The sequence below is a fragment of the Bradyrhizobium sp. SZCCHNR1043 genome, assembly GCF_032489675.1.
Classification (GTDB): domain Bacteria; phylum Pseudomonadota; class Alphaproteobacteria; order Rhizobiales; family Xanthobacteraceae; genus Bradyrhizobium.
In genome coordinates, this window is the sequence record NZ_JAUEYN010000001.1 from 32,010 (window position 1) to 56,300 (window position 24,291).

Below are 24,291 nucleotides of genomic sequence, written 5' to 3' on the forward strand. Positions count from 1 at the left end.
GGGTTTCCGTCAGGTGCGGACACCGAGTCGCGGCCGCCATGCCGGTCGTGTGCGGCTCCAACGAGCCGGTCGCCTGCTCACCGGCTGAGGAGAGGCGGGCATGCTCTGTTGCGACCTCCGCCAGTATCGCGCGGCCTCGACCGTGACGAGCACGAACACGACCCAGGACACGTCGAAAGCGCGCAGCCACAAGGTCTCGAGAAAATCATACAACATGACGAACAAGGCGACGGACAGCAGGATCCACGCTCGCTTGTAGTCGTAGCGCGCCACGCGGCCGATGACGTGAACGGTGGCCGCCAGAAAGACGAGGAGAAAGGCAAGACCCACATAGCCCAGCTCGAGCATCGCATCATAATAGCCGTTGTGGGAGTTCGGCATGGCCTTCACCCAGCCAGGTGCCTCGGTGATGCTCGGTGCGTCTGCCCCGACCAGCCAGAAGCTCTGATAGCCCCATCCCAGGAGCGGCCTCTTCGCGATCTCCATCTCCGAAAAGGCCCATATGGTCGTCCGGCCGGTGAAGCTGGAATCGCCCGTCAGCAGATAGGCGATGCGGCCGGTCGTGAAGCCCGCGAGCTCGCCGAACATGAAGTAGCCAAGGATCATCGCGGTGAGAATCAGAATCGGCGCAAGCCGCAGCGTTCTCGCGATCGCGAGCGTCAGGATGGCCAGGACGGGAGCGACCAGAGCGAGACCGAGCGCGGTCTTCGAGCTCGAGAAGAAGATCAGGACGATGGCAGCGACGGCAACGACGATCCCGAGCGCGCGGCGGGTTCCGGGATAGAGCAACTCGTGAACCGAGAGCAGGAACGCAATGGCGGCAAACTCGCCCAGCAGGTTCTTTCCTGAGAAATAGCCCTGGTAGCCGATGTCGACCAGCGTGTTGCCGTATAGCGCGTAGGTCGCATAGCCGCCGGGAAGCAACAGTATGTTGAGGATCACGCCGACCGCGAAGCAGAGGAACACTCCGCGCATGATGTTGGCGTTCGGGTTCGACAACAAGGCGGGCAGCACGACGGCGGTCAGAACCATCGCTTCCTGGAGGAAGCGGACGAAGGCGAACTCGGGTTTGAATGCCCATCCGATGCTGGCGCCTGCCAATCCGAAGTAAGCGCAGAGAGCGATGATGTTGGGCGGAAGGGCAAGCCGGTCGCCGCGGGCCAGGCGTTGTATCGCAACGACGATGGCGACGGCTGCGAGGACCGGCCAGAAGACCCGGTTCTCAATCCGGCTCTCGAGGAGGCCCTGGAGCCCGGCCGACGGTGGGAAGCTGAAATAGATCAGCGGCTGAATGAGGGACGAGTAGGCGAAGGCCAGCACCGGTATCAGCGCGCAGACGTCGAACGTCCCCGCAGAGGCCCGCGGCCCGGCCGACATCGACGTCGTCGCTGAAATTCTCGGCATCACAATCTGGCTCAGACATTCGAACGGGGCGGCCGGGCCGGCAGCCGCCAGGAATATTGTCGAGCGATATTATCCAGAGATGCAATTAAATAAAAGCGCCTCGTTGTGTGCCTGGGGGACATTGCTGCGACTGCGCCGCAAATCTGCTCTGGTATTCACAAATAAATCGTATTAAATGCGTCGTGTGATTTAAAATTAAATAGTGATATTTTGGTCACCCGCCTCCGTCAGGGAGGTGCGGCCGGGGTCCGCAACCCGGCATCTTCGTGCGGCGGGGCAGATTGAGGGAGAGCGGCTGATGCTGACCACGCATGAATTGCAGGAGCCGGGATCCGCCCTCTATCGCGTAGGGCGCTCCGGGACGGGTCGCGGTCGGCCGGAGGCCGATGCTGCAGCCATGTCCGACCCCGCAGTTCCCGACGACCTCGCGCGCGACGTCTATTGCGTCCTCGGGATACCGGTCGATGCCATCGGCATGCGCGGCGTGCTGCGCCGCATCCGCGACGCTGCCCGACGCAGAACGCGGCTTCTCATCTCGACTCCCAATCTCAACTTCCTGGTCGCCAGCCAGTCGAACAGGAGCTTCAGGGAGTCGCTGATCCTGAGCGATCTCTGTACGGTGGACGGCATGCCGGTGGTCTGGATCGCCCGGCTGCTTGGGATTCCGATCAAGAGCCGGACGGCCGGCGCGGACATCTTCGACGCGCTGAAGTCGGAGGCCGGAGCAGCGAACGCGCTGAAGCTCTTTCTTTTCGGCGGCCCGGAGGGAGCCGCTGAACGGGCCGCCCGGACGCTGAACGGCCAGTCGGCGGGATTGCAATGCGTCGGCTGGTCGAACCCCGGCTACTTGTCGGCCGAGGAGTTGAGCCGGGATCACATCATCGACGAGATCAATGCCAGTGGGGCCGACTTCCTGGTTGCCTCTCTGAGCAGCGTGAAGGGACAATCATGGTTGCAGCGCAATCATGAGCGTCTCGAGATTCCGGTCCGCGCCCACCTCGGTGCCGCGCTCAACTTCCAGGCCGGGACGGTGAAGCGTGCACCTGCAATCCTGCGTCGATCAGGCTTCGAATGGCTGTGGCGCATCAAGGAGGAGCCCTATCTCTGGCGTCGCTACTGGAACGATGGGACGGCGATGCTCGGCCTCATGCTCACCCACGTGCTGCCGTTCGTGGTCTGGACCTGGTGGATGCGGCGCACGCATGAGCGGGGTGAGGCGCTGACCATCACGCAGGACTATGGAGCGCGAGCGGTCACGCTCAGCCTGTCGGGGCCCGCCGATGCGCGCCACGTGGACAGGGCCATCCCGGTTTTCCGTGCCGCTGCTGCGTCCCGCAAGCCGGTCACGCTCGATTTCTCGAACGTCTGCGCCATCGATGCGCGCTTCCTTGGATTGCTGCTGATGCTGAGGAAGCAACTGGAAGCCCATGGCTGCATAGCGACGTTCGTCGGCGTTTCGCCGCTGATGGCCCGCATCTTCCGCTTCGGCGGATTGGACCGGCAATGACAGGGGGAGGCTCGTCACCGATCGCATCACAGCTCCCGCAATCGGTGGTTCGATGATCGCCGCCGCGGCGCTCGCCGGCGTTGCGAAGGATTGCCTGAGCCGTGAGTCCGACCAGCGCCCCTCGGCTGATCGCCGCCCATGGAGTGACTCGTGTTCGGAGATTGAGCGTTGAGCGCTGCAAGTCCAAAAGGACGCGAGCTTCTGATCGACTTCTATCGAAGCTGCGCGATGCTGTTCGTATTCTATCATCACACAGCCAACGTCTTTCCGGACTCCGTCGATCTGTTCACGAAATTCAACCCCTTCGCCGAACTGTTCGTCGTGATCTCGGGGTTCATGGTCGGGTACGTCTATCTGCACAAGGAGAGACACGGAGAGCTCGTTGTCCGCGGGTTGAAGGTGCTCGCCGCCTATTTCGTCATCTCGGTGCCGGTCGCGATGGGCATGGCTGTCCTGGGGAAGAAGCGAGAACCGGTGGGGCAGGCGATTTTCGACGTTCTGACGTTCCAGTCCGAGCCGACCTGCATCACGATCCTCAAATTCTACGGGTTGATGTTCCTGCTGCTTCCGTTGATTCTGCTGGTGTTCAAGCGCCGCAGGCTCCTGGTGCTGGCGTTGTCGGCTGCGATCTTCGTGGCCTGCACCTGGTTCAGCAATACGACCACGGCAACCGAGTTCGAGAATCCAGCCGTCATTCTGTTGCTGTTCTCGCTCCAGGCGCAGATGTTCTTCATGATTGGCATCTGGCTCGGAGATCTCCATCGGTCCAACCGCTTGATTGGACCCGCGTTCTACACGGCGCTGGCGGGGATCTTCATCTTCGGGCTGCTGCTCGACTACGGACTCGGCTTTCCCAGCAATGGCGAAAAATACCCCTATCGGTTCGACAAGCTCCTCAACCTGCTTTGGACATTGCCGCTGCTGTTGGCGCTGTTGTGGGCGGTGTTCGCGCGCACCCGGCGATCGCCGGCGGTCGCGCTCATCCTCAACGTCGGCCAGAACTCGCTGATCGCGTTCCTGGGGTCGGAGGTGGTGCGGCAAGCGGTCAAACTCGCGCTCCTCCTGGGGGGCGTTCACCCGCAGGTCTACGGCCAGACAATGATGGGCCTGTTCGATGTGGTCCTGGTGACCGCGGTGCTTTGGCTCTACCGGGCACGCTGGCAGAACCGCCAGACAGTGCTGCACCCGCTCAGCGGGCCGTAGCGGCGTCTTTCGCCTGGAAGTGTTGCTCCAGTGCGCTTGCTCGAATCCTCCCGGGCGGCTTAGCTCATCGCTAACCATTGGCCGCTAGCCTCTCGAGACGCCCGAGGAGGCATGAACTGATGTGGGTGATAACGCTTCATTTTGCAGCCGGGGTCGTTGCCGGGACGATGTTCACGGTTCGCACGCTGCTGGCGCTCGCCGCGATCGTCTTCATGGAGTCTATCGCGGCTTCGATCGTCAGCGGGCTGTCGGCCGCGCTGTATGCCGGCGCCGGTCTGATTGCAGTCCAGGTGGGCTATCTCTCAGGCGTCTATGTCCGCAGCGCTCTGGAGCGTGCCGGCATCGCCCATCCCTCCATTCGCCCCGAGCACCAGCGCTGACGGCCGATCTCTTCTCTGTCACCGGCTCAGTCGATGGCGCGCGCTGACAGACCTACTCGGCCATCACGCTCCCGTAACGAGCGTAATATTTATGGTTGTAGTAGTCGCCGAAGTGATTGGCGTAGCGCTTCAGCGCCTTCATGTTCGTCTTGTTGAGCACGACGCCGAACAGGGCATCGTAGACGTTGGGAGCTGTGTTCAGCGCGTGCTCGACCACCTCGGCCGGCGTGCGTCCCCATTCCACGACGAGGACGAAGCTGTCGAGCAGCGCGGAGATGGCGCGCGCGTCGACAACGGGCGCGAGCGGCGGAAGATCGACGATGACGTAGTCATAGGATGCCCGCAGCTGCTCGAACAGCTTGCGCATCTGCTCGTTGCCGAGGATATCGCTGGTGTCGCGCTGTGCGGCGCCCATTCCCGGCAGAAAATCCAGGCGCGTCACCGGGTCGGTCCAGACTGCGTCTGCGAGCTGGCATCCTCCCAGGACGATGTCGGCGATCCCGGTGCCGGCATCGGGGGCCAGCATGGCGGAAAGCGACGGATTCCTGAGGTCGCAATCGACCACGATCACCCGCTTGCCTGAATTTGCGATGAGCTGAGCCAGCGACGCGGCGATGATCGACTTGCCTTCGTTGGGCAGGGCGGACGTCAGTCCGAAGACCTTCCGCGACGTCCGGCTCGGATCCTGGTCGATGGCGACTTTCAACGAGCGGATGGATTCGGCAAAGCGCGAGGTGGGCATGGCGGATGCGGCCCAACAGGTCCCGGGGCCTCTCGAGACCATGCGCTGGCTGCTGTCGGGTTCGGCCTTGTCGGGGTCGGCCTTGGCAACGGCGTTGACCGTCGCCTTCTTGGTGAACCTGTCGACTTCGCCTCGTTTGAGCAGAGGGACGACTGAGAGGCAGGGCAGGCGCAGGCGATCCTCGACCTGGTCGGTCGTCCGAAAGCTGCGGTCCTTGACCTCTGCGAGCAGGCCCAGGCCGCCGCCGAGCGCCAGGCCGCCGAACAGGCCGATCGCCATCAGCACGATGGACTTCGGCTTGATCTTCTTCTTCGGCGGCGTGGCCGTTGAGATCACCCGCGCCTTCGCAATCGGGAAGGAGCCCTGCTGGACTGAGCCCATGTAGCGCTGAAGGAAGGTGTCGTAGAGGGAACGATAGCTCTTGGCGCTGGTCTCCAGCTCGCGGAGGCTGAGCTCGGCCGCCCTGGTATCCTGCGACCGGACAACGGCCTGCGCCAGCTGCTTCTCGATCTCCTGCTGCTGCTGCTTGGACTCCTCGTAATCGTGCTTGGCGACGTCGGCAAGGCGCCGCACCTCGTCGACGATGGCCTGGCGGATGCTCTTCATCGTCGCGCGGATATTGACGACCGCGATATGATCCTTGCCATATTTGGCGGAATACTCGTACTCGCGCTTGGCGCTATCGAGATATTGCTGACGCAAGCTGTTGATGATGAGCGTGCTGTTCGAATTGCTCAAGGAGAGACCGTCGGGCGGATTGACGTTGCCGCTGAGCTCTGCCGGGGAGAAGTCGGAGACCGCGGCTACGCGGTCGATCGTCATATCGGCATTGCTCGTCGCGAGCATGTCGTCGAACCGATTGAGCCGGGTCATCAGCGAGGCGGTACGCGTGCGCACCGCCACCAGACGGTTGGTGAGCTCGGTGACCTGTTGCTGGTCCATGAACCTGCCGTCGGCCGAGACGATGTTGTACCGGCTTTTCAGCTCGTTCACGGAGCGTTCGGCGGCGGTCGCGTCGTTGCCGAGATCCTGCAGGCGGTCGTGAAGCCAGGCGGTGATTGTGCGGTGCTCGTTCGCCTCCGCCTTCAACTGCTGATCGAAATATTCCTTGACGATGGCGTTGGCGATCATCGCCGCCCGATTGGGGTCGCTGGCGCTGAAATCGACCTCGACGACCGTGCTCGTGCCAATTCTGAAGGCGTTCATCCTGCGCTGGAATTCGTCGAGGAGATCGTCCATCGAGGGCCCGTTCGGCTGCGGCGCCGAACTCACGAGGCGGCGAACCGCATCAACCGCACCATGCAGCGGGCTGGCTTTGCCGTTGAAGTCGGGATCGTCCGCCAGGTTGAGCTTGTCGATGACCGCTGTCGCGATCGACTTCGATTTAAGGATCTCGATCTGCGATTCCATATCGAGCGGCGGCTCGTCCTGAACCGGCGGTTGCGGCTGCACAACTGCGGCTTTCGAGGTGCCGAGCATGATCTTGACGTCCGCCGAATAGGTGGGCGGTAGGATTTTCAGCAGGGCGAAGCTGGCCACGAGCGAAAGCACGGTGGTGATCGCGATCACCAGATAGTGCCGGCGCAGGAATCCCAGCGCCATGTCGAACGGTCCGGGTCCGCTACGTTCCCAACCTTGCTCCTGTGGAGAGGGGGAGGCAACCGTGCTCGCGTTAGGATTGTGCAGCATTTTTGTGAGGCTTTTCAGTTGCGCTTCGGACGTCGGAGCCGCCCGGTTGCCTGCGAGAACGAGGATCTTGTTTTATAACCATTAAATGATATTGGAGTGCCGCGCGATTTAATTTATATTAAATCTGATTTTGCTCAGCAAGTGGCTCTGCAAAATTAAATGTCGCCTGCGTGGAGGGCGTGCCTTGCGCCTGCGGGGGCCTTCTCGGCCGGCCGGATGGCGGCGTCCTGGTCGTCCGCATCCCGGTATTTGGCTGCCGCGTAACGGCTTGTAACAGTCGCTCCCGGCCCATTGCCAAGCCGCGGGTTTTGGGCATCAGTCCTGGCGATGAGCATGCCTGCGGCCACGCTTTTGATGGTGGAGGACGACCCGGAGATCAGCCGGCTGGTCAGCGATTTCATGCGCCGGGAAGGGTTCGAGATCGAGGTCGCCGCCACGGCGCCGGCGATGGATGCCGTGCTGCGAAGGCTGCGGCCTGATCTCATCATTCTCGACCTGATGCTGCCGGGAGAGGACGGGCTTTCGATCTGCCGCCGGCTACGGCAGATCGACGACATTCCCATCCTGATGCTGTCGGCCAAGAGCGACGAGATCGATCGCGTGGTCGGGCTGGAGCTCGGCGCCGATGATTACATGGTCAAGCCTTTCGGACCGCGCGAGCTTCTAGCCCGCGTTCGCGCGCTGCTGCGGCGCTCCCAGGCGAGCCCACCGCGTGACGCGAGCCGGCGTTTCGGTTTCGACCGGTTCGTGGTCGATGTCGATGCCCGCAGCATCGAGATCGTGGATGCGCAGGCCGCGCCGATCCAGCTGACCTCGGCGGAATTCGACCTGCTCGCCTGCTTCGTGCAGCGGCCACGGCGGGTGTTGAGCCGCGACCAGATCCTGGACTGGACGCGCGGCCGCTCCGCCGACCCGTTCGATCGCACCGTCGACATGCTGATCTCGCGGCTGCGGCGCAAGCTCGATGCCGCAAGCCCGGGAACGAACCTGATCACCACCGTCCGCAACGGCGGATACCTGTTCACGGCGACGGTGAGGCCGGTGGCGTGATGATGCGGCTGACGCTTGCGATGCGTATCGGCCTCATCGTCATCATCGGCCTGCTGGCGATCTGGATCGTCACCTTGGCGCGGTTCTACCGCGCCCGTACCGCCGAGCTCGAAGGCGCGACGCCGCCGCCGACGCGGCTGGCCGCGCTCGCCGAGCTGATCGAACGAACGCCCGGGACGGAGCGGGGCCGGGTCGTCGATGCCGTGTCCTCCGACCGCTTCGAGGTCCGGCTGGTCGGGGCCGACGCGGCGGTCCGGCCTCCGCGGACAGAGCCCGCGCCGGTCCGGTCCGGATTGCGCGACGCCTATGCCCGCGCGCTGGGTGCGCGCCCGCTGACCATCACCTCCGTGCCCGAGCCGGAGGGTCGGTGGTTGCCCCGGCTCGCGCGGGCGCCGCAGAATGCCCTGGAGTTTCGCATTGACCTGAACGGCGGCGATGTTCTCGTCGTGGACTCGCGCTCGTCGCTGGTGCTGACCCAACAGGGGCTGCCGATCGGCTTCGGCGCAGGCCTGTTCGGAACGGTGGTCGCGCTGTTCGCGCTCCTGATCATGCAGCGTGAGACGCGGCCGCTGGTGCGCCTTGCGGCCGCCGTCGACCGGGTCGACCCCGGCGGGGCGGCGGTACCGCTGCCCGACGTCCGCCGCAATGCGCCAGAGGTTCGCGCCGTGGTCACGGCGTTCGGGCGGCTGCAGGACCGGCTCGCCGATCTGATGCAGGCGCGCATGGCGCTGGTCGGCGGCATTGCTCACGACGTTCGCACCTTTGCCACGCGGCTGCGGCTGCGTGCCGACCTGATTCCGGATGACGCCGAGCGGCAGCGCGCCGTGGTCGATATCTCCGACATGATCCGTCTGCTCGACGACGCGCTGCTCGCGAGCAGGGCGGGTGCCGGCGAGCTGCCGCAAGAGCTTATCGCCTTCGACGAGCTGGTGCGCGCCGAGGTTGAGGATCGCCGCGCGCATCGGGCGCGGGTGCGCTTCGACAATGCAGGCGACGGGCGCGAGCTGCTGATGCTGGGCGACCGCGTCGCGCTGCGCCGTATCGTCGCCAACATCATCGACAACGCGCTCAAATATGGCGAGGCGGCGCACGTCTCGCTGCAACGCCAGCCGGAGCACGCCGTGCTGACGGTCGATGACGAGGGGCCTGGGATTCCCCGCGACCAGCGCAAGGCCATGCTGGAGCCGTTCACGCGCCTGGACACGTCGCGCAATCGCGGCACCGGCGGAGCTGGGCTCGGGCTGGCGGTGGTGCGGACGCTGGTGGAGGCCCATCGCGGCAGCATCGAGATCACCGACGCGCCGCGCGGCGCCCGCATCGTCGTGCGGCTGCCGCTGTTTCTCGACGGACCCGGCGACGTGCATTCCGATCCGGCGTGATCGACGGCGGCGTGATCGGGGCGCTGTCTTTGAGTGGTGGCAATCCGCTGTTCTTCTCGTAAAAGTTGAGGATGACGACGTAGCCGGCGGGAAGGATGCCATGGCCTCCGTCGTCGCCTCACGTGAGGTCGACGATGCGCCTTGCGCCGCTTGATGATCGCGTGGAGATTGTGATAGGTATTCGATGCATCCTCATTGCATCGCCACGCGGATTGAACTGGGCGCGGCGCCGATTTTGTAAACCCATAGTACCGAATGTCATTCAACCGCACGGGCCGCGCGGACCGCGGACCCGTGCGCCGATGGACGACGTCGTACCGGCTCGCCCGGGCACGAACGTCCGAGGTCAGGGCAGGATCATCGACATGGCAGCAAGAAAAACCCGCGTGGCGATATTGGGCGGCGGCATCGGCGCGTTGAGCGCAGCCTTTGCCTTGAGCGAGATCGATCCGCGCGGCGAGCGCTACGAGATCACCCTGTATCAGCTCGGTTGGCGCCTCGGGGGCAAGACTGCCAGCGGACGCAACGCCAAGCAGGGCCAGCGCATCGAGGAGCACGGGCTGCATATCTGGGCCGGCTTCTACGAGAATGCCTTCACCATCCTGCGTGCAGCGCTGAAGGCGCTCGATGCGCCGCCGAGCGATCCGATCAGGACGATCGATGATGCGTTCAAGCGGCAGAACGAGATCTTCTACGCCGAGGACATTGACGGCCAATGGTTGCCCTGGCCGTTCTGGTTCCAGCCGGATGTCGATGAATCGGTCTATCCTGGCCGGGATAGCCTGTGGGCACCCGCCGACAACATCGTGCCGCCGCTCTCGACCCTGCTGCTGCGGACCATCGCCAGCATCATCTTCAACCTGAACTACTACCTCGACGACTGGCCGGGCGACCAGAATGCCGAGCTGGCGAAGGTGATCGCCGCTATGCCCGCCGAGCGGCGGGCCCGGCTGGCGGCCGTTGCGCCTGATGGCAAGGGCCATCCGCTGCTGCTGCTGGCCCACCGCGTCGGCGAGAAGCTGCACAGTGACGTGGAAGCGATCCGCCGCGATGCCCAGGGCGACATGGCGGCGCTGCTCCATGCGTTCCGCGGCATCGTCAAGGAGCACCAGAAGATCGATGGCCTCGAGGAAGGCCTGCGCCGGCTGTTGATCCTCGCCAATCTCGGCATCTGCATGCTGCTCGGCATCATCGAGAACGACTGCCTGACGGACGGCCTGGAGGTTCTCGACCGGTACGAATTCCGCAGCTTTCTGGCGCAGCAGGATGAAGAGGCCGCCAACAACGCCATCGTGACCGCTCTCTATGAATACATCTTCGCCTTTCGCGACGGCTCCCGCGAGCCGTCGCAGCAGCAGGTGTCGGCCTGCTCGGCCGTTCAGGGACTGCTGCGGCTGTTCTTCACCTACAAGGGCGCGTTCTTCTATAAATCCGTCGTTGGCATGGGGGATACGATCTGCACGCCGATCTACCAGGTGCTGGCGCGGCGCGGCGTGAACTTCAAGTTCTTTCACAAGGTCACGAGTCTCGAGCCGACCGAGGACGGCAGCAACATCGCGACCATCCACATCGACAAGCAGGTCGAGTTCGTCGATGGCAAATATGATCCCCTGGTCCTGGTGAAGGATTACTGGTGCTGGCCGTCCGAGCCCAAATGGAAGGAGATCGAGAACGGCGAGTACTACGCGCTGAAAGGCTACAATTTCGAGAACGCCTATGGTCCTCCCAACCCGCCGCAGCCGCCCCCGGCGGCGCGGCTCAGCCTGCAGCTCGGCGAGGATTTCGACAAGGTGGTCCTCGGCATCTCGGTCGGCGCGCTCAATGAGATCTGCCAGTCTCTGGTGCAGCAGAAGCCGGCCTGGGCCGACATGGTCGACAATCTCCCAACCGTGCGCACCATGGCGCTGCAGCTCTGGCTCGACTGCGCGGTCGCAGATCTCGGCGGTCCCTACGTGGCGCCTGGGCCGTCGCTCGAGACGATGGGGCCGATCGTCACCACCTGCAAGCCGCCGCTCGACACCTATTCCGACATGTCGCAATTGCTGCCGGCCGAGGACTGGCCGGCGCCGGGGCCGCGCTCGGTCGCCTATTATTGCGCCATCATGAGCGACGAGAGTGCGCCGAACAATGAAGAGCTGGCTGCTGACTATGTGAAGGGCGCATCCAAGGACTGGATGATCTCGTGGCTCGACACGCTGTGGACCAACATCGGCAGCGGCAGCACGTTCCGATGGGATCTCCTGCACGCGCCGAGCGACATCAGCGGATCGGCGCGGCTCGACTTTCAGTTCTGGCGCGCCAACATCAATCCGAGCGAGCGCTACGTGCTGAGCCTGCCGGGCACGCTGCGGCATCGGATGGAGCCCGGCAAGTCCGGCTACGACAATCTCTTCCTCGCCGGTGACTGGACCCGCGTGCCCGAGATCAACGCCGGATGCGTGGAGGTCGCGGCGATGTCCGGTCTTGCCGCCGCCTCGGCGCTGTCGGGCGTCTACATTCCGATCGTCTCGACCAGTCCCGAACCCTACATCACCAACGCCTACGTCAACTACGCCGGATGGATCACGCTTCCGCCGGCTCCCTACCTCTGCAACGACTCGACCTTCTACGGCTTCGCCGTGCCGGCCGACCTCGGCGCCTGCCAGCGATTTCTCGACCGCTCCTTCAACCGCGTCGCCGGCCGCGACCAGTTCCGCGTGATGCTGGACATGGCCTTCGTCAACGTCATCCAGGTGCGCAAGAGCCAGGCCGCCACGCCGCCGTTCGCGGAGCAGGGGACGATGTCCGAGACCGATATCGGGCTGTGGCTCTTGGTGGGCAGCTACGAGCGGGGCGCTTTGCTGCCGAAATCGATCGGTTTCGTGCCGGCCTATCTGTTCGTGGACAATGCCTGGTCGGTGGTTGCGGGGCAGGAGCTCTGGGGCTTTCCCAAATATCACGCGACCATCGCCCAGCCCGCCAGCGCACCATCGAACGATCCGTTCGACGTCTCGGGGCTGGCGATTGCCAGCTACGGGCCGGAGGCCCACGCCTCCCAGCAGCGCATCATCCGAATCGAAGGCTCGGCGGGATCGACCCCGACGGCAGCGGCCTCTCCGGCGGATGCGTTCCGGCAGCTCTGTGCCGGGGCCGACCAAGAGCGAATGAAGCAGCTCACGAGCGGGCCGGGCATGGCGTCGTTCCTGGGCGGCGTCTGGGGCCTGCCGATCCCCGTGTTCTATCTCAAGCAGGCGCGGTCGGCGGACAGCCTCACCGCGGCGAGCTACAAGACGCTGTTGAACGGCGCGCTCGACCTGACGGGGCTGCGCAGCTGGCAATTGCAGTCGGGCAACTGGTCGATCGAGATGAGCGCGCTCGACAGCCTGCCGTTCATTCGCGACCTCGGGCTCGGCACGCCCGTCGACGGCAAGCTCGTGCTGACCGCGACCACGCGCATCTGGGCCGAGATCGATTTCACGGTCGCCGTGGCCAGCCCCATGGCCTGAGCAGCTCGTCACGCCGATTGTCGCCTCGGCGCGTCATCGTCGATGGCGGCGAGCCGCGCCGCTGCCCGGCGCAGGAACGCCGACGCGCCTTGCGCCTCGGCGACCGCGACGGCCTCGCGTAGCGCGGCACTCACCTGGCCAGGTGCTGTGTCGGGGAGGGCGGCCAGGATCTCGGCGCGCCGCCGATGCAGTGGCGACAGGAAATAGCCGTCGCCATAGCGCCGCGCGGCGTCGATCGCCGCGTCGATCGTCTGCATCGCCTCGGCCGTCTTGCCGACGATCAGTTGCAGGCCGGCGACCTCGCCGAGATAGAAGCAGGAGAAATGCATCATGCCGAGCGTCTGGAACGCCGGCAGTGCCTCGCACGCAGCCGCGAGCGCCTCGTCTGGATTCTTGCCGAGATGGCCGCGGGCGTGCGCCTCCAGGCTGCCCGCCACCAGCTGATAGAGCGGATAGCCATGGTCGCGGCAGATGCTCAGGGCCTCCTCGGTCGCGAGGAGGACATCCTCATAGTCGCCGCGTGCGAGCTGATAGAAGGCGAGCCACGACAGCGCCCAGGCGAGGTCGAACGGGCGTCCGAGCCGACGCGCATGCGCGATGAGATCGCTGGCGATCGCGGCCGCGCCGGCATCGTCTCCCATCGCATGCAGCACCTGCAGCAGCGAGGCCTGGCCGGCGACCAGCGGATCCTGCGAGGACAGTTGCGGCAGCCGCGCGCCGTCCGACACCTGATAGAGCTGCACCGCGGCGGCCAGGAGCCGGCGCGCGGCGGGGAGGTCGCCTCTGGCGAAGAGAATGTAGCCCAAGGCAATGCCGCTCTCGATCCGGTGCTCGGGGAGGCCGGTCTGCTCGCCGATTCCCAGGCACAGATGCGCCATCTCCTCGGCACCGTCGAGATCGCCCGCGATGATCAGGAAACTGCAGATGCCGCGCAGCACGGCGAACAGACCGGCGGTGTTGCCGAGCGCGTCGCAGATCGCCCTTGCCTCGGAGAGCGCCTTGCCGACCTCGGGCACGGTGTAGCCGCGCGAGGCGGCGAGGCTGACGGCAAGCCCGATCAGGAGCTCGAGCTCCAGTCCGGCGCGCTCGCCCTCGGCGGATTGATGACGCAGCAGGTCGAGCGCCGTTTGCAGATGTCGTGCCGCTTCGACATGCGCGGCGCGCGAGGCGGCACGCCGACCCGCGGCCGCCCATAATGGGATGGCCTCGGCGATCGCGCCACTCTCGGTGAAATGGTAGGCCAGCAACTCCGGCTCGGTGTCCCGCGTCTCGGGAAAGCGGTCGCGCAGCACGGCCGCGATCCGGCCGTGCAATGTCTGGCGTTCGCGCCGGAGCAGGGACTCGTAGGCGGCGTCGCGGATCAGCGCGTGCTTGAACGTGTAGAGGCTGTCGGGCGGCGCGCCGCTGCTCTCCACGAGGCCGGACTTGACGAGCTGATCCAGGCTCTCGCCGAGCCTGGCTTCGGGCTCCGCCACGATGGCCGACAACAGATCGTAGCTGAAGCGGCGGCCGATGGCGGCGCCGAGATTGGCGATCCGTCGCGCCGGTCCCAATCGGTCGAGCCGCGCCACAAGGGAATCCTGCACCGAGGCGGGGATGGCTACGCTCGCATGACCGTCCCAAGCCGGCGCCGCCGAGGCTTCGATGACGTACTTCGCGAGCTCTTCCAGGAACAGCGGGATGCCCTCGCCGCGGCTCACGATCTGGTGCAGCGTCGTCGCGGGCAGCGCGGCCGAAGCGGCCACATGGGCGCAGATCCGCTCGGCGTCGCCGTGACTCAATCGTCCGAGCTGGAGCCGCGTGACCTGCGGGCTCGCGGCCCAGGGCGGCTCATATTCGAGCCGCGCCGTGACCACGATCAGCCAGCGGCGTTGTCCGGCGCGCCGGATCGCCCGATCGAGCAGCTCCAGCGTGGTCGTGTCGCTCCAATGCGCGTCTTCCAGCACCAGCAGCGCGGGCCCGGTCGGCACCATCAGGTCGATCAGCCGGAGCAGCGTCTCCCGCGTGACCTCCGAGCGCTTCTCGACGGTCATCGTCTGCAGGGGACCGTCCGGCTCGGGAGCGACGCCCAGGACATCGGCGAGCACGGCGCGCGCCGTGGCATCGCCGACGCCGTGCTCGTTCATGAAGCGATCGAGCTTGTCGCGACGCGTCGCAGCGCCGTCGGAGCGGTCGAAGCCGGCGATGAGCGCGAGCTGTTCCGAGATCGGATACAGCACGCTGTCACAGCGGGTGGGGCTGCAGTACCAGATCATCTGCAGTTGGGAGACGTCGGCCACGCGCCGGCGCAGCTCCTCGACCAGCCGCGACTTGCCGATGCCCGGCTCGCCATGGAGCAGCACCACTTGTCCGCTGCCGAACCGCGCCGCCGCCCAGCAATCGAACAGACGCGCCAGCTCCTGGTCGCGTCCGACCAGAGGGGAGCTTTCGCCGCGAATGCGGGCGTGGAAACGGCTCGCGACGGCGGCTTCTTCCAGCACCTCGAACGCCTCGACCGGTGCGGCGAATCCCTTCAGCGCGAACGTGCCGAGATCGCGGAAGTCGAACATGCCGCGCGCGATGCGCTCGGTCGTCCGGGCCACGACGATGCTGTCGGGGGCGGCGATCGATTGCAGCCGCGCCGCGAGATTCGGCGTCTCGCCGACGATGTCGACCGGGCGACCGTCGGCGCGGGGTAGCAGGTCGCTGACCACGACGAGGCCGGTGGCGATGCCGATGCGCAGACGCAGCGCCTGTCCGTGCGGCGCCTCGAGCCGGCCGACGGCGTCGCGCAGGGCGATGGCGGCGCGGATCGCGGTGGCCGCGTCATCTTCCCCGGCACGCGGATAGCCGAAATACGCGAGCACGCCGTCGCCGGCATATTGCGTGATGGCGCCGCCATGGCGGCCGATGACGTTTTCGCAGGTCGTCAGGAAGGCGTCGATGACGCTGGTCATATCCTCCGGATCGAGCCTGACGGTGAGCGAGACGGAGCCGACGAGATCGCAGATCAGCGCCGTGACCTGCCGCCGCTCGGCGCGATGCATGCCGAGCAGGCGCGAACTCGTCGTCGTATCGGATGACGGCTGCCGCAACACCCCGCCGCACCCGCCGCATACGTCCGAGCCCGGTGGATTGGGGCGACCACAGGTTTCACAATCCATCTGCGTTCGGGCTCCCGGACACGGCTACGGAATGCGAATGAGCGCGAAGCGCGGAGCTGGCGATGCGGGCGCGGTCACGGCGTCCGTATCGACCGACGTCGCGCGCCGAGCGCGATGCATCGGTTTGCGGTACTGGCATTTTGAGCGCGACCAGGACCGGCTGATCATGTCCAACTCATAGCGCATTCGTGGCAAGGTAGCAACGGTGCCGCAATACTCGCGATCGCTCCGGGGAGCGGGAACGATGTCGGACGGCTCCCTCGGGAGTCCTCGATGCTGGCGGGACCGTTCAAGGCTGCGACGATTTGCCTTCGATGTGGGCATAACAGGTCGCCTCTCCTGCGGAGAGAGTCGCGCATGATCTCGCGATCCCGCGGCGGATGGCCCGTCCGGGTGATACATCGTGAGGCCCCCGGGAAAGCGTGAGGGCGCAGGGAAGGCGGGACCTCGACTGAGGCCCGTGGCCCGCCTGCGAAAAAAATGCAGGCGGCAGGTACCACAGGTCAGCCGGAAATCCGGCCCTCCCTGCGCGATGGTTGAACGGCTGCTTCGCTTTCTCCCTGGTGCGCCGGGCTTTCTGGCCACCATCCCCACGCGAAGCAAAGCCTCGACGTGAGTTGATATCAGCATCGGGATATCAGGACCGAGCGACTTGACCGTGCGTGGCGGATTGTTCGTCGGCGCGAGCAACCCGCGCTGCAATCCACCACGCCCACCGCTCCCCGCCTCGCATGTCGTGACGACCGCGATACGCCCCTCAGCTCGAGACGGGATGGGGGGATAGAACCATGATTTCCGAAAAAACGAAAGCTGAATATTTTGGGCGCAGGGACTGGACAGGCCAAATCAGCTTGATCGCGCAGCGGAAATGCGTTTCTCGGCGCATTGAGCATCCAGCGGTTGCGCCGCCCGTCCGAGCCTGAGATTTGCTGGTCCGATGCTGACGCGTCGTCCTGAAATGACGAAGAGGGTGACCGAGGCGCCTGGCTGCGCCGCTCTGTCACGGCCAGTCGGCGAAGTTGAGGATGGCCCGTGACTGGCCTTTGGTCCGCTGCGACGAAACACCTTTGCGCCACGCGCCCGGTGATTGACCGGTGTGCCTGACGAAGAAGCGGTTGAAATAGGCGCTGTCCTTGAAGCCGAGCGCGAAGGCGATCTGCTTGATCGTCGCGGTGGTGGTTTCGAGCCGGGTCGCCGCCTCCTGAATGACGCGTTGCTGAATCAGCGCGCTCGGTGACCGCTGCAGCATGCGGGTACACAGCGCGTGCAGGCGATCCGGCGTTACGCCGAGCAGCGCAGCGTAGTCGGCGACCCGCAGTTGCTGATGAAAGCGTTCCTCGACGAGCCGGCGAAAGCGGCTCAAGATCTCGGCGCTGGAGCCTTGCGCCTCGCCGGCGCTCTCGTCGGCAAACAGCCGCCAGAAGCGCAGCACGCACAGGGTCAGCTCCGATGACATGATCGAGGCCGCGCCGCGCCGTGAGGGATTTTCGATCTCGGCTGCGATCGCCGCCATCGAGCGCGCGATGACCGCGGCGAACTCGGCCGCGACGGAGAAGGCCAGGACGGCCTCCGTGCCTGCGAGGTCGAGATAGGCGGGCTCGGCCGAGGAGGGCAGGTGGCGGTGCCAGAGCCCGGAGCGCAGCCGCAGGAGATGGCCGGCGGAACCGGCCGCGACGTCGAGATGCTCGGCCCCTCCCGCCGGTACCCAGACCAGCGCCGCACCGGCCCAGATCTGGATTTCGTCTTCGGCGAAGCGCACGGAGGCCGTTCCGGCGGTCAGGCAGAGCAGGTGGACGAACGGCCGCGCGGCATCCGAGCGCAGGGCCCAGCGCCGTGCCTCGAAATGCGAGGGAATGGCTTCGGCCCCGAGCGCTGCCGGGGTGCCACGGGCCGTCGGCGGCAGCGTCCGAGGCGCGGCATTACGCGCAATCGCCGCCCCAGAAAAGTGCACTCTTTTACCGGAACTGTCCATTGCGCCACCCAAGCCTGCGGTGTTTCCCTCGTCAAGTCCCGACGACCGCAAACAAAAACCGCGGACGACGGTCGGGGCAGAGGAACGTCACCGATTCACCCGCGCGGTCCGCGCGCGTGAACATGGGAGGAGGACAGACAGATGACTTCGACCAACCGTCGTCAGGTGTTGCGGATCGCGGGGGCGGCGATCGCAGCCGGCTTTGCCGTATCGGCCGCACAGGCACAGTCGCAGGACAAGATCCGCATCGGCTATGCGATCTCGAAGACCGGCCCCTATGCCGGCGGCGCCGGCATCACCACGCTGCCCAACTATCAGCTCTGGGTGAAGGACGTGAACGCAGCCGGCGGCATCAAGCTCGGCGACAAGCGGCTGCCGGTCGAGATCGTCGAATATGACGACCGCAGCTCGTCGGAAGAGGCGGTGAAGGCGATCGAACGCCTCGCCAACCAGGACAAGGTGGACTTCATCCTGTCGCCCTGGGGCACCGGTCTCAACCTCGCGGTCGGTCCGACTCTCAACCGGCTCGGCTATCCGCATCTCGCGGTGACGTCGGTGACCGACAAGGCGCCGGAGCTCGCCAAGCGCTGGGCCAATGCCACCTTCTGGCTCGGCACCTCGGCGCAGATTTCCAATGCGCTCGCCGAGCTGCTCGGCAAGCTCAAGAGCGAGGGCAAGATCGGCGGCACCGTCGCGATGGTCAGCGTCGCCGACCAGTTCGGCATCGAGCTCGCCGCCGCCGGGCGCGAGGCCTTCAAGAAGGCCGGACTGACCGTCGCCTACGACAAGACCTATCCGATGGGGTCGCAGGATCTGCAGCCGCTGCTCAAGGATGCGATCGCGAGCAACGCCGATGCCTTCGTCGCCTTCAGCTATCCGCCGGATACGATCGGGCTGACAGAGCAGGCGCAACTGCTGAAGTACAATCCGAAGATCTTCTATGTCGGCGTCGGCACGGCGTTCCCGCTGTTCAAGGGCAAGTTCGGCGCGGGCAGCGACGGCGTCATGGGCATTGGCGGCTGGAATGCCGACGCGCCCGCGCTCAAGGACTATCTCGCCCGCCACAAGGCGGCGACCGGGCAGGAGCCGGATCGCTGGGCGAGCCCGATCACCTATGCGAGCCTGCAGGTGCTGCAGCAGGCGATCGAAAAGGTCGGCAAGGTCGATCGCGCCGCGGTCGCCAAGGAGATCCGCGAAGGCACCTTCGACACGATCATCGGCAAGGTGAAGCTGAAGGACGGCCTGCTGCAGGAGGTGTGGGGCGTCGGCCAGTGGCAGAACGGCGAGTTCTATGCGCTGGCGCCGGCCTCGCTGCCGGGCGCACGCGCCGCTGTCGTGCCGAAGCCGGAATGGAAATAGCCGGAACGAGGTCGTGAGCTCGCGGGCGCGCGTGATCCGGCGTGCGTCCGCGGGCTTCGCGCAAGAGGCACGCGCCCCATGCTGATGTTCGACATCCTGCTGCCCGGCCTGGTGCTGGGGGGCATGTATGCCCTGATCGCGCTCGGACTCACGCTGCAATATGGCGTCGCGCGCATCATGAACCTGTCCTATGGCGAGTCGCTGGTCGCGGCCGCCTTTGGCACGCTGTCGCTCTATTCCGGCCTGCAGCTGAGCCCGCTGCTGGCGCTGCTGCTCGCGATGCCCGTGGCGGGGCTGCTGAATTGGCTGCTCTATCGTCTGCTGCTGCAGCGTCTGATCCGCCGGAGCAAGGACGCCGGCGCGCAAGAGGTTGACAGCATCCTCGTCACCTTCGGCGTGCTGTTCGTGATCCAGGGCGTCATGCTGGTGGCCTTCGGCGGGCAGTATTACAGCTATAGCTACCTCTCCATTCCCGTGACGGTGCTCGGCTCGACGCTCGCGGTGAACCGGCTGGTCGCGCTCGGTTTCGCCGCGCTGATCGGCACCGGCGTCTATCTCGCGCTGACGCGAACAAGGATCGGCACAGCCGTGCGTGCCGTCGCGGTCGATGCCAATGCCGCGCGGCTGGTCGGCATCGATGTCGCTTGGCTCGCGGGCCTGGCGTTTGCGTTCGGCGGTGGACTGGTCGCGGCCGGCGGCGTGCTGGTCAGCATGTTCCTCACCTTCAATGCCTCGATGGGCGTCGTGTTCACGATGAAGGCGCTGGTGGTGGTGATCATGGGCGGCGTCGGCAACGTCATGGGCGCGCTGGCCGCAGGGCTGCTGCTCGGCGTCGTCGAGACCGCGGTGGCGCGGCTGGTCGATCCCGGGCTGACCTTGGCGGCGACGTTTGCGATGTTTCTCGCCGTGCTGCTGATCCGGCCGACCGGACTGTTCGGAAAGGCGGCGTCGTGATCAGCCCCGGCAAGATTCTCGCCTGGTGCATCGGGCTCGTCGGCGTTGCCGCGGCAGTTGCGCTGCCGCTCTACGCCAACGGCTACTATCTCGCGCTCGGCATCAGCATTCTCTATTTCACCGTGCTGGCAACCGCCTGGGCAATGTTCTCCGGGCCGACCCGCTACGTCTCGCTGGCGACGGCTGCGTTCTTCGGCATCGGCGCCTATACGGCGGCGGTGACGGGCGAGACGCTGAGCTGGCCGCTGCAACTGATGACCGCTGCGGGTGTCGGCGCTGTCGTCGCGGCCATCACCGGCCTGTCGACGCTGCGGCTGTCCGGCATCTACTTCATCATCTTCTCGTTCGGCCTCGCCGAGCTGATCCGCCAGCTCGTGATCTGGTACGAGGTCAACATTCACAAATCGGTCGGCCGCTATCTGTTCAGCGACATCACCCAGGAGATGCTGTACTGGCAGCTCTGCGCGTTGACGGCGCTGGTCTTCCTCGCCGGCTTTCTGCTGACGCGCTCGCGCTATGGCCTCGCGCTGCGCGCGATCGGCGCCGACGAGACCGCCGCGCGCCATTCCGGCATCGATGCGACCGCGGTGAAGCTCGGGGTCTTCATCCTCAGCGCGGTGTTCATGTCGGTGACCGGCGCGATCATGGCGCCGCGCTGGACCTATATCGATCCGGCGATCGCGTTCAACCCGATGATCTCGTTCCAGGTCGTGATCATGGCGCTGCTCGGCGGCGCGGGATCGCTGATCGGCCCGGTGCTCGGCGTCATCCCGCTGGTGCTGCTGTTCGAGGTGCTGACCGCGGCGCTGCCCAATCATTTCAGCATCGTGCTCGGCCTCATCTTCATCGGCATCGTGATGGCGCTGCCGCGCGGTGTGATCGGGCTCGTCGACAGCACCTGGCGGCGGGAGCGCCGGGTCGTGCCCGCGAAGCCCGAGCAGGACGGTCGGCCGCTGCTCGTTGCGGAGGCCGTCGGCAAATCCTTCGGCGGCCTGCGCGCCGTCGACAGTGTGAGCCTTGACGTCCGCGCCGGCGAGATCCTCGGCGTGATCGGTCCTAACGGCTCCGGCAAGACGACGCTGCTCAACATGCTCTCGGGCGCGCTCGTGCCCTCGGCCGGCACGATCCGCTTCGGCGGCATCGTCATCAGCGGTCTCGCGGCACACCGGATTGCGCGGCTTGGTCTCGCCCGCACCTTCCAGTTGGTGCGGGTGATGCCGGACCTGACGGTCGCCGAGAATGTCGCGGCGGCGGCGTTGTTCCGCACGCGCCAGACCGGTGCGGCCGCAGAATCGATCCATGAGCTGCTCGCCCTGGTCGGCCTCGATGGCATGGCGGAGATGCCGGCGGGCGACCTCACTTACATCGACCAGAAGCGGCTGGAGCTGGCCCGCGCGCTGGCGCTGCATCCGCGTCTTGTGCTGCTCGACGAATGGCTGGCTGGGCTCAATCCGACCGAACTGGAGACCGGCATCGAGCTGATCGCCTCGCTGCGCGACCGCGGCATCACCATCGTGATGGTCGAGCATGTGATGGATGCGATCCGCGCGCTGTGCGACCGCTGCGTGGTGATGAGCGCGGGCGTCGTGATCGCGCGCGGCACGCCGGACGAGGTGCTCGCCGATCCCGCGGTGATCACAGCCTATCTCGGAGAGCCCGATGCTTGAGATCAAGCGGCTGTCGCACGCCTATGGCAAGCACCAGGCGCTCACCGATGTCGCGCTCGAGGTCGCGCGCGGCGAGATCGTCGCCATCCTCGGCGCCAATGGCGCCGGCAAGTCGACGCTGCTGAAGGCGATCGCCGGACTGATCCGGCCATCGGCCGGGTCCGGGATCCGGCTCGGCGGGACGGACATCGGCTCGCTCGCGCCGCATCTGATCGTCGAGCGCGGCATCGCGCTGGTCCCGGAAGGCCGCGGCGTGTTCGGCGATCTCACCGTCGCCGAGAACCTCCAGCTCGGCGCTTATCCTTCGCGCGCCCGCGACGGCGAGGCCGCGCGGCTGGCGCACGTGCTCGCGCTGTTTCCGCGCCTCACCGAGCGCATGGGGCAGGCGGTGCGCACCATGAGCGGTGGCGAGCAGCAGATGGTCGCGATCGGCCGCGCACTGATGTCGCGGCCCGATTTGCTGCTGCTCGACGAGCCGTCGCTCGGCCTGTCGCCGCTCTTGAGCCGCGAGGTGTTCCGGGCGCTGAGGACGATCCGCGGCGATGGCGTCGGCATCCTGATGGTCGAGCAGAACGCGCGCGCCAGCCTCGACATCGCCGACCGCGTCTACCTGATCGAGCAGGGACGCAATGCCGGCGAGGGGCCGGCGCCCGAGATGAAGAACAATCCCGACATCCAGCGCGCCTATCTCGGCCAGTCGCGCGCGCCGGCTTCCGCAACCGCATCAACCCCATCGACCTAGGAGCGCCCCATGAACGCGATCAATCTCCTGATTGGCGGCAAGGACCAGTCCGCCACCAACCAGCGTACCTTCCAGCGGCTCAATCCGATCAGCGGCGAGATCGCAACCATCGTTGCGGCGGCGTCGATCGATGACGCGCTGCGCGCCGCCGATGCCGCCGCGGCGGCATTTCCGGCGTGGTCCCGGCTCGGCCCGGGCGAGCGCCGCAAGCGGCTCAATGCGGCTGCGGATGCGCTGGCTCGCAACGCCCCGGAGTTCATCGCGCTGATGATGGCCGAGACCGGCGCCACGGCGGGCTGGGCCGGCTTCAACGTGCATCTCGCCGAGGGCATGCTGCGCGAGGCCGCGGCGATGACGACGCAGATCGCGGGCGAGGTGATCCCGACCGACGTGCCCGACAACATTGCGCTGGCGCATCGCCAGCCGGTCGGCGTCGTGCTCGGCATCGCCCCGTGGAATGCGCCGGTCATCCTCGGTGTCCGCTCGGTGGCGATGCCGCTCGCCTGCGGCAACACCGTGGTGCTGAAGGCCTCGGAGATGAGCCCGGGCGTGCACCGGCTGATCGGCGCGTGCCTGGCCGAAGGCGGTCTCGGTGACGGCGTCGTCAACGTCGTCACCAACGCGCCCGAGGATGCGCAGGCCGTGGTCGAGGCGCTGATCGCCCATCCCGCGATCCGCCGCGTCAACTTCACCGGCTCGACGCGCGTCGGCCGTCTCATCGCCATGGCCTGTGCCAAGCAATTGAAGCGCGCGCTGCTCGAGCTCGGCGGCAAGGCGCCGCTGGTCATTCTCGACGATGCCGATCTCGACGCCGCGGTGAATGCCGCCGCGTTCGGCGCCTTCATGAACCAGGGCCAGATCTGCATGTCGACCGAGCGCATCGTGGTCGACGACAAGGTGGCGGATGAATTCGTCGCAAAGTTCGCCGCCAAGGCCAACAGCCTGCCTTACGGCGATCCGCGCAAGGGCGATGTGGTGCTGGGCTCGCTGGTCAGCGCCGCCGCCTGCGACCGTGTCGGCGGCCTGATCGAGGACGCGGTGGCCAAGGGCGCCGTGTTGGCCGCCGGCGGCCGCGGCACCGGCACGATCATGCCCGCGACCATCGTTGATCACGTCACGCCGGCGATGCGCATCTATGGCGAGGAGAGCTTCGGCCCCGTCGTCACCATCGTGCGCGTCGGCGGCGTCGACGAGGCCGTGCGCGTCGCCAACGACACCGAATATGGTCTGTCGTCGGCGGTGTTCGGCCGCGACATCGCCCGCGCGATCGGCGTCGCCAAGCGCATCGAGTCCGGCATCTGCCACGTCAACGCGCCGACGGTGCATGACGAGCCGCAGATGCCGTTCGGCGGCGTCAAGGCCTCCGGCTATGGCCGCTTCGGCGGCAAGGCCGCGATCGACGAGTTCACCGAGCTGCGCTGGATCACGGTGCAGACCGGCGAACGGCACTATCCATTCTGAGACGGCGTTTGCGGCCCGGCCCTGGCGCATCGTCGGATGCAGCCAGAGCCGGTTGCATTCCGCGCGGCCATGCGCGGCAGCTTTTCGATATGTGTCGATGGTGCGAGGCGCGATCGAAATTCACGTTGTAGCTCCGCTGGTTGCGGCAGACAGG

General features: G+C 66.2%; 15 protein-coding genes. 11 read left to right on the forward strand and 4 right to left on the reverse strand.

Annotation, left to right across the window (positions count from 1 at the left end):
- Nucleotides 1-9: 9 nt before the first annotated feature.
- Complete coding sequence (locus QX039_RS00140) at nucleotides 10-1,404, reverse strand: O-antigen ligase family protein (RefSeq protein ID WP_315772812.1); 1,395 nt, start codon at nucleotides 1,402-1,404, stop codon at nucleotides 10-12.
- A gap of 397 nt (nucleotides 1,405-1,801) precedes the next feature.
- On the opposite strand from QX039_RS00140, the gene QX039_RS00145 reads away from it, so the two are divergent.
- From QX039_RS00145 to QX039_RS00155, 3 genes are all read left to right on the forward strand, one after another.
- The gene (locus tag QX039_RS00145; RefSeq protein WP_315739495.1) at nucleotides 1,802-2,911 is read left to right on the forward strand and encodes a WecB/TagA/CpsF family glycosyltransferase; all 1,110 of its coding nucleotides are present in this window, start codon (nucleotides 1,802-1,804) and stop codon (nucleotides 2,909-2,911) included.
- Nucleotides 2,912-3,079: 168 nt separating this feature from the next.
- On the forward strand, nucleotides 3,080-4,114 hold the full coding sequence (opgC, locus tag QX039_RS00150; RefSeq protein WP_315739497.1) for an OpgC domain-containing protein: 1,035 nt from the start codon (nucleotides 3,080-3,082) through the stop codon (nucleotides 4,112-4,114).
- Between the two features lie 119 nt (nucleotides 4,115-4,233).
- Nucleotides 4,234-4,494, forward strand: coding sequence for a hypothetical protein (locus tag QX039_RS00155; protein WP_315739498.1), 261 nt, complete (start codon nucleotides 4,234-4,236; stop codon nucleotides 4,492-4,494).
- A 52-nt stretch (nucleotides 4,495-4,546) separates the two neighbouring features.
- On the opposite strand, the gene QX039_RS00160 is transcribed toward QX039_RS00155, so the two are convergent.
- Nucleotides 4,547-6,838, reverse strand: coding sequence for a polysaccharide biosynthesis tyrosine autokinase (locus QX039_RS00160; protein ID WP_315739500.1), 2,292 nt, complete (start codon nucleotides 6,836-6,838; stop codon nucleotides 4,547-4,549).
- Between the two features lie 414 nt (nucleotides 6,839-7,252).
- On the opposite strand from QX039_RS00160, the gene QX039_RS00165 reads away from it, so the two are divergent.
- The 3 genes from QX039_RS00165 to QX039_RS00175 all read left to right on the forward strand — a co-directional run bounded on the left by QX039_RS00165 (nucleotide 7,253) and on the right by QX039_RS00175 (nucleotide 12,839).
- Entirely contained in the window at nucleotides 7,253-7,975 is a 723-nt protein-coding gene (locus QX039_RS00165) for a response regulator transcription factor (RefSeq protein WP_315739501.1), read from the forward strand.
- The gene (locus QX039_RS00170) at nucleotides 7,975-9,354 is read left to right on the forward strand and encodes an ATP-binding protein (protein ID WP_315772813.1); all 1,380 of its coding nucleotides are present in this window, start codon (nucleotides 7,975-7,977) and stop codon (nucleotides 9,352-9,354) included. The genes QX039_RS00165 and QX039_RS00170 overlap by 1 nt, the downstream gene beginning before the upstream one ends.
- Before the next feature lie 365 nt (nucleotides 9,355-9,719).
- Complete coding sequence (locus QX039_RS00175; RefSeq protein ID WP_315772814.1) at nucleotides 9,720-12,839, forward strand: NAD(P)-binding protein; 3,120 nt, start codon at nucleotides 9,720-9,722, stop codon at nucleotides 12,837-12,839.
- A gap of 8 nt (nucleotides 12,840-12,847) precedes the next feature.
- Here the strand turns inward: QX039_RS00175 and QX039_RS00180 are convergent, their stop codons facing one another.
- A complete protein-coding gene (locus QX039_RS00180; protein WP_315772815.1) occupies nucleotides 12,848-15,916 on the reverse strand; it encodes an ATP-binding protein in 3,069 nt (1,022 codons plus the stop codon).
- A gap of 1,066 nt (nucleotides 15,917-16,982) precedes the next feature.
- Nucleotides 16,983-17,933 (reverse strand): helix-turn-helix domain-containing protein, encoded by a 951-nt coding sequence (locus QX039_RS00185; RefSeq protein WP_315772817.1) that lies wholly within the window; start codon nucleotides 17,931-17,933, stop codon nucleotides 16,983-16,985.
- A 162-nt stretch (nucleotides 17,934-18,095) separates the two neighbouring features.
- Here QX039_RS00185 and QX039_RS00190 point away from each other — a divergent pair, with 162 nt between their 5' ends.
- From QX039_RS00190 to QX039_RS00210, 5 genes are all read left to right on the forward strand, one after another.
- Complete coding sequence (locus tag QX039_RS00190; RefSeq protein WP_315772818.1) at nucleotides 18,096-19,313, forward strand: amino acid ABC transporter substrate-binding protein; 1,218 nt, start codon at nucleotides 18,096-18,098, stop codon at nucleotides 19,311-19,313.
- Between the two features lie 78 nt (nucleotides 19,314-19,391).
- Entirely contained in the window at nucleotides 19,392-20,267 is an 876-nt protein-coding gene (locus tag QX039_RS00195) for a branched-chain amino acid ABC transporter permease (protein ID WP_315772819.1), read from the forward strand.
- Nucleotides 20,264-21,934: a branched-chain amino acid ABC transporter ATP-binding protein/permease gene (locus QX039_RS00200; protein ID WP_315772821.1), complete on the forward strand. Its 1,671-nt coding sequence runs from the start codon at nucleotides 20,264-20,266 to the stop codon at nucleotides 21,932-21,934. The genes QX039_RS00195 and QX039_RS00200 overlap by 4 nt, the downstream gene beginning before the upstream one ends.
- Nucleotides 21,927-22,676, forward strand: coding sequence for an ABC transporter ATP-binding protein (locus QX039_RS00205; RefSeq protein ID WP_315772823.1), 750 nt, complete (start codon nucleotides 21,927-21,929; stop codon nucleotides 22,674-22,676). Before QX039_RS00200 ends, QX039_RS00205 begins: the two co-directional genes overlap by 8 nt.
- Nucleotides 22,677-22,685: 9 nt before the next feature.
- Complete coding sequence (locus QX039_RS00210) at nucleotides 22,686-24,137, forward strand: aldehyde dehydrogenase (protein WP_315772824.1); 1,452 nt, start codon at nucleotides 22,686-22,688, stop codon at nucleotides 24,135-24,137.
- Nucleotides 24,138-24,291 lie beyond the last annotated feature (154 nt).